Annotated in this window: 11 protein-coding genes; 8 read left to right on the top strand and 3 right to left on the bottom strand. The window is 61.3% G+C overall.

Going from position 1 to position 12,544, the window contains the following annotated elements:
- Positions 1-10 precede the first annotated feature (10 nt).
- Positions 11-667, bottom strand: a complete 657-nt coding sequence (locus REH59_RS24220) for an alpha/beta hydrolase (RefSeq protein WP_003251782.1) — start codon at positions 665-667, stop codon at positions 11-13.
- 332 nt (positions 668-999) lie between these two features.
- Between REH59_RS24220 and REH59_RS24215 the strand changes: the two genes are divergently transcribed.
- The 4 genes from REH59_RS24215 to REH59_RS24200 all read left to right on the top strand — a co-directional run bounded on the left by REH59_RS24215 (position 1,000) and on the right by REH59_RS24200 (position 5,157).
- Positions 1,000-2,028, top strand: coding sequence for an amino acid ABC transporter substrate-binding protein (locus REH59_RS24215; RefSeq protein ID WP_014859324.1), 1,029 nt, complete (start codon positions 1,000-1,002; stop codon positions 2,026-2,028).
- 67 nt (positions 2,029-2,095) lie between these two features.
- A complete protein-coding gene (locus REH59_RS24210; RefSeq protein ID WP_014859325.1) occupies positions 2,096-3,274 on the top strand; it encodes an amino acid ABC transporter permease in 1,179 nt (392 codons plus the stop codon).
- Positions 3,275-3,284: 10 nt separating this feature from the next.
- Positions 3,285-4,382, top strand: a complete 1,098-nt coding sequence (locus REH59_RS24205) for an amino acid ABC transporter permease (protein ID WP_003251789.1) — start codon at positions 3,285-3,287, stop codon at positions 4,380-4,382.
- Positions 4,383-4,392: 10 nt separating this feature from the next.
- On the top strand, positions 4,393-5,157 hold the full coding sequence (locus REH59_RS24200; protein ID WP_003251792.1) for an amino acid ABC transporter ATP-binding protein: 765 nt from the start codon (positions 4,393-4,395) through the stop codon (positions 5,155-5,157).
- A gap of 170 nt (positions 5,158-5,327) precedes the next feature.
- On the opposite strand, the gene algW is transcribed toward REH59_RS24200, so the two are convergent.
- A complete protein-coding gene (algW, locus tag REH59_RS24195; protein ID WP_003251794.1) occupies positions 5,328-6,488 on the bottom strand; it encodes a Do family serine endopeptidase AlgW in 1,161 nt (386 codons plus the stop codon).
- A gap of 168 nt (positions 6,489-6,656) precedes the next feature.
- On the opposite strand from algW, the gene REH59_RS24190 reads away from it, so the two are divergent.
- The 3 genes from REH59_RS24190 (at position 6,657) to cysN (ending at position 10,474) form a co-directional block, all read left to right on the top strand.
- Positions 6,657-7,415 carry a Nif3-like dinuclear metal center hexameric protein gene (locus REH59_RS24190; RefSeq protein ID WP_320450363.1) on the top strand — a complete coding sequence of 253 codons (759 nt, stop codon included), beginning with the start codon at positions 6,657-6,659 and terminating at the stop codon, positions 7,413-7,415.
- Positions 7,416-7,638: 223 nt separating this feature from the next.
- Positions 7,639-8,556: a sulfate adenylyltransferase subunit CysD gene (gene cysD / locus REH59_RS24185; RefSeq protein ID WP_003251799.1), complete on the top strand. Its 918-nt coding sequence runs from the start codon at positions 7,639-7,641 to the stop codon at positions 8,554-8,556.
- A 16-nt stretch (positions 8,557-8,572) separates the two neighbouring features.
- Entirely contained in the window at positions 8,573-10,474 is a 1,902-nt protein-coding gene (cysN, locus tag REH59_RS24180) for a sulfate adenylyltransferase subunit CysN (protein ID WP_003251801.1), read from the top strand.
- Positions 10,475-10,559: 85 nt separating this feature from the next.
- Here the strand turns inward: cysN and REH59_RS24175 are convergent, their stop codons facing one another.
- Positions 10,560-11,039 (bottom strand): Lrp/AsnC family transcriptional regulator, encoded by a 480-nt coding sequence (locus REH59_RS24175; protein WP_003251803.1) that lies wholly within the window; start codon positions 11,037-11,039, stop codon positions 10,560-10,562.
- 127 nt (positions 11,040-11,166) lie between these two features.
- Here REH59_RS24175 and REH59_RS24170 point away from each other — a divergent pair, with 127 nt between their 5' ends.
- Complete coding sequence (locus REH59_RS24170; protein WP_014859327.1) at positions 11,167-12,363, top strand: methionine gamma-lyase; 1,197 nt, start codon at positions 11,167-11,169, stop codon at positions 12,361-12,363.
- The last annotated feature ends 181 nt before the right edge of the window (positions 12,364-12,544 follow it).

Raw genomic sequence — 12,544 nt, 5'->3', positions numbered from 1 at the left:
GCGAGGCTGCCTATTGCAGCTGCTTGCTCAGCCAGTCGTGGATATCGTTCAGTTCTTCGACCACCACTTCGTGTTCCATCGGGTATTCGTACCAGCGGGCAGCGACGCCCCAGGTGTTCAGGTACTCGAAGGCGGTACGGCCCATGGACGGGATGACCACCGGGTCATGCACGCCATGCAGGCACAGGGCCGGTGTGCGCTGCTGGCAGGCACTCAACTGATGCTGGTCATTGAAGGTGGGGGCATAGGTGGACAGGGCGATCACCCCACCCAGTGCTTCCTGCCACTTTATATAGGCAGTGTGCAGCACCACCGCGCCGCCCTGGGAGAAGCCGGCCAGGAAGATCCGCGACAGGTTGATGCCTTTGGCCTGCTCGGCCTTGATCAGCGCAACCACCTGCTCGGCAGACGCTTCCAGCTGCGCTTCGTCGATGGCACGGGCCGGGGTCATGGCCTTGATGTCATACCAGCTGGGCATGGCATAGCCGCCGTTGATGGTCACGGGGCGGGTCGGTGCCTGGGGCATGATGAAGCGTGTGCTGAGCAAGCGCTCCTGCATGAATTCGGCCACAGGTAGGAAGTCGTAACGGTCGGCCCCCAGACCGTGCAACCAGATCACACAGGCGTCAGCGGTTTTCTGTGGTTCGAGAATCAGCGGGTTGGTCATGACTGCTCCGAAAGTGTGCGGGTCTTGTTATGGCGTGCGTGAAAAGAAAGCACCGGAAATGATTGTCGGAAAAAGAATGTCGCAACGATACAACTTTTCCTACTTGACGAGCGCTTAAACGCTACAGCCAGAAAATTTGGTACGCGGTTTGCAACTACACCTGTGATGCAAAGGGCAGGCCGTGACGGTAACACCCTCTGCACGCGAAGGCTGTCACAGAACAGTCCATTGCGCCAATTGACCCAATAACAAGCCAATACGGGTCGGATACGCCTCAAAAGGGTGCGGTGCAATTCCGGCTCGATACAACAAGAGCGATTTGGAGGTTGTGAATGAAGATGTTGAAAACCACCCTGGCAGTCCTGACCGCTGCCGCCGCGCTGGGCGCCGTGAGCACTGCCCAGGCCGGCGCCACCTATGATGCGGTCAAGAAGAAGGGCTTCGTCCAGTGTGGCGTGAGCGACGGTCTTCCAGGCTTCTCGGTACCTGATGCGCAGGGCAAGATCGTCGGCATCGATGCCGATGTCTGCCGCGCCGTGGCCGCCGCCGTGTTCGGTGATGCCACCAAGGTCAAGTTCAGCCAGCTCAACGCCAAGGAACGCTTCACTGCCCTGCAGTCGGGCGAGGTCGACGTGCTGTCGCGCAACACCACCTGGACCAGCTCGCGCGATGCCGGCATGGGCCTGGTGTTCGCGGGTGTTACCTACTATGACGGCGTCGGCTTCCTGGTCAACAAGAAGCTTGGCGTTTCCAGCGCCAAAGAGCTCGATGGCGCGACCATCTGCATCCAGGCCGGTACCACCACCGAGCTGAACGTGTCGGACTTCTTCCGTGCCAATGGCCTGAAGTACACCCCGATTACCTTCGACACCTCTGACGAGAGCGCCAAATCGCTGGAGTCTGGCCGTTGCGACGTGCTGACTTCGGACAAATCGCAGCTGTTCGCCCAGCGCTCCAAGCTGGCTGCGCCGACCGACTACGTGGTGTTGCCGGAAACCATCTCCAAGGAGCCACTGGGCCCGGTAGTGCGTAAAGGCGACGAGGAGTGGTTCAGCATCGTCAAGTGGACCCTGTTCGCCATGCTCAATGCCGAAGAAGCGGGCATCACTTCCAAGAACGTCGAGGCCGAGGCCAAGGCCACCAAGAACCCGGATGTCGCCCGACTGCTGGGTGCGGATGGCGAGTATGGCAAGGACCTCAAGCTGCCCAAAGACTGGGTAGTGCAGATCGTCAAGCAAGTGGGTAACTATGGCGAAGTGTTCGAGAAGAACCTGGGCCAGAGCACTGACTTGAAGATCGACCGTGGCATGAACGCCCTGTGGAACAACGGCGGCATCCAGTACGCGCCTCCAGTGCGCTGATGGCTGCATCCTGCGGCGGCATCCCGCCGCCGCAGGCTGTTCGAATCCCTACTGTCCGGGGCACTTCATGCAAAATCAAATCGGCGCACCCAAGGGCTTGTCCCTTAACGATCCGCGTGTGCGCGCGTGGCTGTTCCAGATCCTCACGATCGTCTTCGTGGTCGGCCTGGGCTGGTACCTGTTTCACAACACGCAAACCAACCTGCAACACCGGGGCATTACCTCGGGCTTCGACTTCCTCGACCGCAGTGCCGGCTTCGGCATCGCCCAGCACCTGATCCCCTATGTGGAATCCGACAGTTATGCGCGGGTGTTCGTCATCGGCCTGCTCAATACGCTGTTGGTGACCTTCATCGGCGTCATTCTGGCGACGATACTGGGCTTCATCATCGGTGTAGCGCGCCTGTCACCGAACTGGATGATCAGCAAACTGGCAACCGTGTATGTGGAAACCTTCCGCAACATTCCGCCGTTGCTGCAGATTCTGTTCTGGTACTTCGCCGTGTTCCTGACCCTGCCGGGACCGCGGGGCAGCATCAACATCGACGACATGTTCTTCATCAGCAACCGCGGCCTGAACATGCCGGGTGCGTCGATGGCCGACGGTTTCTGGCCATTCGTGGTGGCCCTGGCAGTAGCGATTGTCGCGATCGTGGTGATGGTGCGCTTTGCCAACAAGCGCTTCGACGAGACCGGCGTGCCATTCCACAAGTTCTGGGTGGGCCTGGCGCTGTTCATCGCCATCCCAGGGCTGAGCGTGTTGCTGTTCGGCAGCCCGGTCAGCTGGGAGGTGCCGCAGCTCAAAGGCTTCAACTTTGTCGGTGGCTGGGTGCTGATCCCCGAGTTGCTGGCGCTGACCCTGGCGCTGACTATCTATACGGCAGCCTTCATCGCCGAGATCGTGCGTTCCGGCATCCGTTCGGTCAGCCATGGCCAGACCGAAGCCGCGCGCTCGCTGGGCCTGCGCGAGGGCCCGACCCTGCGCAAGGTGATCATTCCCCAGGCACTGCGGGTGATCATTCCGCCGCTGACCAGCCAATACCTCAACCTGGCGAAGAACTCTTCGCTGGCGGCCGGTATCGGCTACCCGGAGATGGTCTCGCTGTTCGCCGGCACCGTGCTCAATCAGACCGGCCAGGCCATCGAGGTGATCGCCATCACCATGAGTGTCTATCTCGCCATCAGCATCAGCATTTCGCTGCTGATGAACTGGTACAACAAGCGCATTGCGCTGATCGAGCGGTGAGGATACGCCCGTGAATGCCCATGTTTTCAAACCCGATATGCCGCCACCGGTGAAAACCGTCGGCGTGCTCGCATGGATGCGTGCCAATCTGTTTTCCAGCTGGCTCAACACGCTGTTGACCCTGTTCGCCCTCTACCTGGTGTGGCTGATCGTACCGCCGTTGCTGCAGTGGGCGTTGATCGATGCCAACTGGGTCGGCACCACGCGCGCCGATTGCACCAAGGACGGTGCCTGCTGGGTGTTCGTGCAGCAGCGCTTTGGCCAGTTCATGTACGGCTATTACCCGACTGAGCTGCGCTGGCGTGTGGACCTGACCGTGTGGCTTGCCGTGCTCGGCGCCGCGCCGTTGTTCATCAAGCGTTTCCCGCGCAAAGCCTTCTATGGCCTGGGCTTCCTGGTGCTGTACCCGGTACTGGCCTATACCCTGCTGCACGGTGGGTACCTGGGCCTGGAAAGCGTACCGACCAGCCAGTGGGGCGGGCTGATGCTGACCCTGGTGATCGCCACCGTGGGCATCGTCGGCGCCTTGCCGCTGGGCATCCTGCTGGCACTGGGCCGGCGTTCGAGGATGCCGGCCGTGAAAGTGGTGTGCGTGACCTTCATCGAGTTCTGGCGAGGCGTACCGCTGATCACCGTGCTGTTCATGTCGTCGGTGATGCTGCCGTTGTTCCTGCCAGAAGGCATGAGCTTCGACAAGCTGCTGCGGGCGATGATTGGTGTGATCCTGTTCCAGTCGGCGTACATCGCCGAGGTGGTGCGCGGCGGCCTGCAGGCCATCCCCAAGGGCCAGTACGAAGCCGCCGCGGCCATGGGCCTTGGCTACTGGCGCTCGATGGGGCTGGTGATCTTGCCGCAGGCGCTGAAGCTTGTGATCCCCGGCATCGTCAACACCTTCATTGCCCTGTTCAAGGACACCAGCCTGGTGATCATCATCGGCCTGTTCGACCTGCTCAACAGCGTCAAGCAAGCAGCCGCAGACCCCGCCTGGTTGGGCATGGCCACCGAGGGCTACGTGTTCGCCGCCCTGGTGTTCTGGATTTTCTGTTTCGGTATGTCCCGCTACTCCATGCATCTGGAGCGCAAGCTGGACACTGGCCACAAGCGTTAGGAGTTTCGAAATGAGTGAAGCGATCAAGCAGCCTGCTGGCCCCGAAGGCATCATCCAGATGCAGGGTGTGAACAAGTGGTACGGCCAGTTCCATGTGCTCAAGGACATCAACCTGAACGTGCGCCAGGGCGAGCGTATCGTGCTGTGCGGGCCGTCCGGCTCGGGCAAGTCCACCACCATCCGCTGCCTTAACCGCCTGGAAGAGCACCAGCAAGGGCGCATCGTGGTCGATGGCGTGGAGCTGACCAACGACCTCAAGCAGATCGAGGCAATCCGCCGCGAGGTGGGCATGGTGTTCCAGCACTTCAACCTGTTCCCGCACCTGAGCATCCTGGAGAACTGCACCCTGGCGCCGATGTGGGTGCGCAAGATGCCACGGCGCAAGGCCGAGGAAATTGCCATGCACTACCTGGAGCGTGTGCGGATTCCGGAGCAGGCACACAAGTACCCTGGTCAGTTGTCTGGCGGCCAGCAGCAGCGTGTGGCCATTGCCCGCGCGTTGTGCATGAAGCCCAAGATCATGCTGTTCGACGAACCGACCTCGGCACTGGACCCGGAAATGGTCAAGGAAGTGCTCGATACCATGGTGGGCCTGGCCGAGGATGGCATGACCATGCTCTGCGTGACCCACGAGATGGGCTTTGCCCGTACCGTGGCGAACCGGGTTATCTTCATGGACAAGGGCGAGATTGTGGAGCAGGCCGCGCCGGATGACTTCTTCGACCGGCCGCGCAGTGACCGGACCAAGTTGTTCCTCAGCCAGATCCTGCATTGATGCAGTAGCGGCAGCAGACTCGGCCAACTGTGGAGCGGCCTTGTGTCGCGATGGGCCGCAAAGCGGCCCCGGGCATATGCCCTGCGAAGCTGAAATTTTGGGGCCGCTAGGCGGCCCATCGCGACGCAAGGCCGCTCCCACAGGGTTGCGGAACGGCTTAAGGCCTCACCTTACTTTTCTTCTTGCGTTACAGCCGGCGCCGGCGGCGGCCGCAGCCCCACCTCGGCGATCAGCTTCAATTGCTGACCGTTGCGCATCACCTCGATGGTGATCTTCTCGTTGGGTTTGATCCGCGCAACCTGGTTCATCGACTTGCGCCCGTCGCCGGCCGGCTCGCCATTGATGCTCAGGATCACGTCACCCAGTTGCAGCCCGGCCTTGGCCGCTGGCCCTTCGCGGAAGATACCCGCCACCACGATGCCTGGGCGGTCCTTCATGCCGAACGACTCTGCCAGCTCCTGGCTCAGTGGCTGTACTTCGATACCCAGCCATCCACGGATCACCTGGCCGTGTTCGACGATCGACTTCATCACCTCCAGTGCCAGTTTTACCGGGATGGCGAAGCCGATGCCCTGCGAGCCACCGGACTTGGAAAAGATCGCGGTATTGATGCCGATCAGGTTGCCATTGGCATCCACCAGCGCGCCACCGGAGTTGCCCGGGTTGATCGCCGCGTCGGTCTGGATGAAGTCTTCGTAGTTGTTCAGCCCCAGCTGGTTGCGGCCAGTGGCGCTGATGATGCCCATGGTCACCGTCTGGCCGACGCCGAACGGGTTGCCGATGGCCAGCGACACGTCGCCGATGTGAATGGTGTCGGAACGGCCGATGGTGATCGCCGGCAGGTTCTTCAAGTCGATCTTCAGCACCGCCAGGTCGGTTTCTGGGTCGCTGCCGATCACGCGGGCCAAGGTTTCGCGGCCATCCTTCAGGGCTACGACGATCTGGTCGGCGCCGCTGGTGACATGGTTGTTGGTTAGCAGGTAGCCCTCTGGGCTCATGATTACCGCCGAACCCAGGCTTGATTCCCAGCGGCGCTGTTTGGGCAGGTTATCGCCGAAGAAGCGGCGGAACTGCGGGTCTTCGAACAGCGGGTGGGCGCTTTTGTTCACCACCTTGGTGGTGTACAGGTTGGCCACCGCCGGGGCGGCCAGGGTCACGGCGTCGGCGTACGACACCGGGCCTTGCATGATCCGCGTGGTCTGTGGCGCTTGCTGCAGGTTGACGTCCTGGCTGGGCAGCCCGACCCATTGCGGAAAACGCTGGATGATCAGCATGGCGATCAGTATGCCGGTAAGCAGGGGCCAGCCGAAGTAACGCAAAGCCTTGAACATGAACGAATCCTGAAAAGAGCAGGGGCCAGCGGCCTGGCAGTGGGGCATGAGCGCGCGCGATCATACACCGGTTCCCCCAGTGACAGCGACGGCCCATAATGGCCGGCATTATACGGGCGTTCGTCAGGCGTTGTGCCCGAGAAAAGCGCAGTTTTCGAGGAGATTTTCATGGCCGTCGCTCTAAACACCCTGGTCGAGGAAGCCGAGCGTTACCTGGGCAGCGCGAAGATCCAGGATTATTGCCCAAATGGCCTGCAGGTCGAAGGCCGGCCGCAGGTCAGCCGTATTGTCAGTGGTGTTACCGCCAGCCAGGCATTGCTGGATGCCGCCGTCGAGGCCGAGGCCGATCTGGTGCTGGTGCACCATGGTTATTTCTGGAAGGGCGAGAACCCGTGCATCACCGGCATTCGCCAGCGTCGCCTGAAGACCTTGCTGAATAACGATATAAGCCTGTTGGCGTTCCACCTGCCCTTGGACATGCACCCGGACGTGGGCAACAATGTGCAGCTGGCGCGGCAACTGGAGATCACTGTCGAAGGGCCGCTAGACCCGGAAAACCCCAAAGTGGTCGGGCTGATTGGTTCGCTCGCCGAACCCATGACCGCGCGCGATTTTGCCCGGCGGGTGCAAGAGGTGCTGGGGCGTGAGCCGTTGCTGGTTGAAGGCAATGAAATGATCCGCCGGGTGGGCTGGTGCACCGGCGGCGGGCAGGGCTATATCGACACGGCGATTGCTGCGGGGGTCGACCTGTATCTGACCGGCGAGGCGTCCGAGCAGACTTACCACAGTGCGCGCGAGAATGGCGTCAGCTTCATTGCGGCCGGGCACCATGCCACTGAACGCTACGGGGTGCAGGCGCTGGGCGATTACCTGGCACGACGGTTTGCCGTGGAGCACCTGTTCATCGATTGCCCGAATCCTATCTGATGGCAGGGCCGGCCTCTTCGCGGGTGAACCCGCTCCTACGCGCGGGCCTCGTAGGAGCGGGTTCACCCGCGAAGAGGCCGGCCCTGCCAGCCCAAACCCCCAGTCATATCGTTAGACTTTTTCGATCTAGCCAGCCTCCTAAATAGAAGCAGCCGCTGTGATAAAGTGGCTCGCTCGAACACGGCCCGCAGGCCGTCCATAAGATCGTTTTTCGTGAGTAGCCATGGTCGACAAACTGACGCACTTGAAACAGCTGGAGGCGGAGAGCATCCACATCATCCGCGAGGTGGCCGCCGAGTTCGACAACCCGGTGATGCTTTACTCGATCGGCAAGGACTCCGCCGTGATGCTGCACCTGGCGCGCAAGGCCTTCTTCCCGGGCAAGCTGCCGTTCCCGGTGATGCACGTCGACACCCAGTGGAAATTCCAGGAGATGTACAGCTTCCGCGACAAGATGGTCGAGGAAATGGGCCTGGAGTTGATCACCCACGTCAACCCTGAGGGTGTGGCGCAAGGCATCAACCCGTTCACCCATGGCAGTTCCAAGCACACCGACATCATGAAGACCCAGGGCCTGAAGCAGGCGCTGGACAAGCATGGTTTCGACGCTGCCTTCGGTGGTGCGCGCCGCGACGAAGAGAAGTCGCGGGCCAAGGAGCGTGTGTATTCGTTCCGTGACAGCAAGCACCGCTGGGACCCGAAGAACCAGCGCCCCGAGCTGTGGAACGTGTACAACGGCAAGGTCAACAAGGGCGAGTCGATCCGCGTCTTCCCGCTGTCGAACTGGACCGAACTGGACATCTGGCAGTACATCTACCTTGAAGGCATCCCGATCGTGCCGCTGTACTTCGCCGCCGAGCGTGAAGTCATCGAGAAGAACGGCACCCTGATCATGATCGACGACGAACGCATCCTCGAGCACCTCTCCGAGGAAGAGAAAGCCCGCATCGTCAAGAAGAAGGTGCGTTTCCGTACCCTCGGCTGCTACCCGCTGACGGGCGCTGTCGAGTCGGAAGCCGAGACGCTCACCGACATCATTCAGGAAATGCTCCTGACGCGCACTTCCGAGCGCCAGGGCCGGGTCATCGACCACGATGGCGCCGGTTCCATGGAAGACAAAAAACGTCAGGGCTACTTCTAATTTTCAGGGTTACTCCATGTCGCACCAATCCGATTTGATCAGCGAAGATATCCTCGCTTATCTGGCTCAGCACGAGCGTAAAGAACTGCTGCGTTTCCTCACCTGCGGCAACGTGGATGACGGCAAGAGCACCCTGATCGGGCGCCTGCTGCACGACTCCAAGATGATCTACGAGGACCACCTCGAGGCCATCACCCGTGATTCGAAGAAAGTCGGCACCACCGGCGAAGAAGTCGACCTGGCGCTGCTGGTAGATGGCCTGCAGGCCGAGCGCGAGCAGGGCATCACCATCGATGTCGCCTACCGCTACTTCTCCACCGCCAAGCGCAAGTTCATCATCGCCGACACCCCGGGCCATGAGCAGTACACCCGCAACATGGCCACCGGTGCGTCCACCTGCGACCTGGCGATCATCCTGGTCGATGCCCGCTACGGCGTGCAGACCCAGACCCGTCGCCACAGCTACATCGCGTCGTTGCTGGGTATCAAGCACATCGTGGTCGCGGTCAACAAGATGGACCTGAAGGGCTTCGATGAAGGCGTCTTCGAGTCGATCAAGGCCGACTACCTGAAGTTCGCCGAAGCCATCAACCTGACCCCGAGCAGCCTGCACTTCGTACCGATGTCGGCGCTCAAGGGTGACAACGTGGTCAACCACAGCGAGCAATCGCCGTGGTACGCCGGCCCGACGCTGATGGAAATCCTCGAAACCGTCGAGGTTTCGGCCGACCGCAACTTCACCGACCTGCGTTTCCCGGTGCAGTACGTCAACCGTCCCAACCTGAACTTCCGCGGCTTCGCGGGCACCATCGCCAGTGGCGTGGTGCACAAAGGTGACGAGATTGTCGTGCTGCCGTCGGGCAAGAGCAGCCGGGTCAAGTCCATCGTCACCTACGAAGGTGAACTGGAAAACGCTGGCCCAGGCCAGGCCGTGACCCTGACCATGGAAGACGAGATCGACATCTCCCGTGGCGACCTGCTGGTACATGCCGACAACGTCCCGCCGGTCACCGACCAGTTCGACGCCATGCTGGTGTGGATGGCCGAGGAGCCGATGCTCCCGGGCAAGAAATACGACATCAAGCGTGCCACCAGCTACGTGCCAGGTTCGATTGCCAGCATCACCCACAAGGTCGATGTGAACACCCTGGAGCAGGGCGCTGCCAGCGCGCTGCAGCTGAACGAGATCGGCCGCGTCAAGGTAGCCCTGGACACCTCGATCGCCCTCGACGGTTACGACAGCAACCGCACCACCGGTGCGTTCATCGTCATCGACCGCCTGACCAACGGCACCGTTGGCGCCGGCATGATCATCGCCCCGCCCGTGTTGCCACACGGCAGCACCGGCCATCATGGCAAGCAGGCCCATGTGTCCACCGAAGAGCGCGCCCTGCGCTTCGGTCAGCAGCCAGCCACTGTGCTGTTCAGCGGCCTGTCGGGTGCTGGCAAGAGCACCTTGGCCTATGCCGTGGAGCGCAAGCTGTTCGACATGGGCCGTGCGGTGTACGTGCTCGATGGCCAGAACCTGCGTCACGACCTGAACAAGGGCCTGCCACAGGACCGCGCTGGCCGTACCGAGAACTGGCGCCGCGCCGCCCATGTGGCGCGCCAGTTCAACGAGGCCGGCATGCTCACCCTGGCTGCGTTTGTGGCCCCGGATGCCGAAGGCCGCGAACAGGCCAAGGCGCTGATCGGCAAGGAGCGCCTGGTGACCGTTTACGTCCAGGCCTCGCCGCTGGTTTGCCGTGAGCGTGACCCGCAAGGCCTGTACGCTGCCGGTGGCGACAACATCCCGGGTGAGAGCTTCCCGTTCGATGTGCCATTGGATGCTGATCTTGTGATCGACACCCAGGCCACCAGCGTGGACGAGGGCGTGAAACAGGTGCTGGACGTGCTGCGTCAGCGTGGCGCGATCTAAGCGATAGCCTGCAAGGAAAACCCCGCTTCGGCGGGGTTTTTTGTCTCGCGTTCAGGATCCTTCTCAATACTCGGAAAGATCCGCCTCAGATATGTTTCTCCGACACCGGTATCACCCGTCTTTCCTTCACCGCTTTGTACGAAAAGCTCGAATAGATCTCCTTCACCCCCGGCAACCGCTGCAGCACTTCCCGGGTAAATTCGCCAAACGACTCCAGGTCCCGTGCCAGGATCTCCAGCAGAAAGTCATAGCGGCCGGAGATGTTGTGGCAGGCGACGATCTCGGGGATTTCCATCAGGCGCTGTTCGAACGCCAGCGCCATGTCCTTGGTGTGCGAGTCCATCATGATGCTGACGAACGCGGTCACGCCAAACCCCAGCGACTTGGGCGAGAGGATGGCCTGGTAGCCGGTGATGTAGCCGTTTTCCTCCAGTAACTTGACCCGTCGCCAGCAGGGCGAGGTGGTCAGTGCCACCTGGTCGGCGAGTTCGGCAACGGTGAGACGGGCATTGTCCTGCAAGGCGGCGAGCAGGGCGCGGTCGGTGCGGTCGAGGCTTGAAGGCATTTTTTGCCCTCCTGGTCCGTTGATTATTGTTTTTGTTCCAGCAAGCACGTGTATGCGTAGGCTATTTTGGAAAAAATCGGGCAGCTCGGTGGCATAAGCTTATAGCAAACCACAAGAGGCTGTTGCCATGCGCGACTCCCACCACAACACCGGTTTTTCCACGCGGGCCATTCATCATGGCTATGACCCGCTTTCCCATGGTGGCGCCCTGGTGCCACCGGTGTACCAGACGGCTACCTATGCCTTTCCCACTGTCGAGTACGGTGCTGCCTGCTTCGCCGGGGAGGAGCCTGGGCATTTCTACAGCCGCATTTCCAACCCCACGCTGGCCTTGCTGGAGCAGCGCATGGCTTCGCTGGAGGGCGGCGAAGCGGGGTTGGCGTTGGCCTCGGGGATGGGCGCGATTACCTCAACCCTCTGGACCCTGCTAAGGCCTGGGGATGAGCTGATTGTCGGGCGCACCTTGTATGGCTGTACCTTCGCTTTTCTGCACCACGGTATTGGTGAGTTCGGGGTGAAAGTTCGCCATGTCGACCTCAATGATGCCAAGGCCCTGAAAGCGGCGATCAGCAGCAAAACACGGATGATCTACTTCGAAACACCGGCCAACCCCAACATGCAGCTTGTGGATATTGCGGCGGTTGTGGAGGCAGTGCGGGGGCATGATGTGCATGTGGTGGTCGATAACACCTACTGTACGCCGTACCTGCAGCGGCCACTGGAGCTGGGGGCGGACCTGGTGGTGCACTCGGCAACCAAGTACCTCAGTGGGCATGGCGATATCACTGCCGGGTTGGTGGTGGGGTGCAAGGCGTTGGTAGACCGTATCCGCCTGGAAGGGCTGAAGGATATGACCGGCGCGGTGCTGTCACCGCATGACGCGGCGTTGCTGATGCGCGGTATCAAGACCCTGGCCCTGCGCATGGACCGGCATTGCGCCAATGCCCAGCAGGTGGCCGAGTTTCTCGCTCGGCAGCCGCAGGTGGAATTGATTCATTACCCGGGGCTACCGTCTTTTGCCCAATACGCGTTGGCCCAGCGACAGATGCGTTTGCCTGGCGGGATGATTGCGTTTGAGCTCAAGGGTGGCATTGAGGCGGGGCGGCGCTTCATGAATGCGCTGCAGCTCTTTGCCCGGGCGGTGAGCCTGGGGGATGCCGAGTCGCTGGCGCAGCATCCGGCGAGCATGACGCATTCCAGCTATACGCCGCAGGAGCGGGCGCATCACGGGATATCGGAGGGGTTGGTGCGTCTGTCGGTGGGGCTGGAGGATGTGGAGGACCTGCTGGCAGATGTCGAACAGGCATTGCAGGCCTGCTGTTAGGTTGCCTGCACTGGCCCTTTCGCGGGCCCGCCCGCTCCCACAGGTGTTTCACAGGTTTCAAATGCTGTGGTGTACCTGTGGGAGCGGGCGTGCCCGCGAAGGGGGCCAGTGAATCCAGCCCATAAAAAAGGTTCTTCACGGAATCCCGGGAAAGACAGAAACAAGAACGCCGGTTTGATGG

It is taken from the genome of Pseudomonas sp. BO3-4, from assembly GCF_034044115.1.
Taxonomy (GTDB): domain Bacteria; phylum Pseudomonadota; class Gammaproteobacteria; order Pseudomonadales; family Pseudomonadaceae; genus Aquipseudomonas; species Aquipseudomonas alloputida.
This window is presented reverse-complemented; position numbering and strand designations above follow the sequence as displayed.

Coding starts and splice junctions, on each gene's coding strand:
- cysN (WP_003251801.1), top strand. CDS start 8,573: ATGTCGCACCAATCCGATTTGATCAGCGAAGATATCCTCGCTTATCTG.
- REH59_RS24215 (WP_014859324.1), top strand. CDS start 1,000: ATGAAGATGTTGAAAACCACCCTGGCAGTCCTGACCGCTGCCGCCGCG.
- REH59_RS24190 (WP_320450363.1), top strand. CDS start 6,657: ATGGCCGTCGCTCTAAACACCCTGGTCGAGGAAGCCGAGCGTTACCTG.
- REH59_RS24220 (WP_003251782.1), bottom strand. CDS start 667: ATGACCAACCCGCTGATTCTCGAACCACAGAAAACCGCTGACGCCTGT.
- REH59_RS24210 (WP_014859325.1), top strand. CDS start 2,096: ATGCAAAATCAAATCGGCGCACCCAAGGGCTTGTCCCTTAACGATCCG.
- REH59_RS24175 (WP_003251803.1), bottom strand. CDS start 11,039: ATGCCTTCAAGCCTCGACCGCACCGACCGCGCCCTGCTCGCCGCCTTG.
- REH59_RS24170 (WP_014859327.1), top strand. CDS start 11,167: ATGCGCGACTCCCACCACAACACCGGTTTTTCCACGCGGGCCATTCAT.
- REH59_RS24200 (WP_003251792.1), top strand. CDS start 4,393: ATGAGTGAAGCGATCAAGCAGCCTGCTGGCCCCGAAGGCATCATCCAG.
- algW (WP_003251794.1), bottom strand. CDS start 6,488: ATGTTCAAGGCTTTGCGTTACTTCGGCTGGCCCCTGCTTACCGGCATA.
- cysD (WP_003251799.1), top strand. CDS start 7,639: ATGGTCGACAAACTGACGCACTTGAAACAGCTGGAGGCGGAGAGCATC.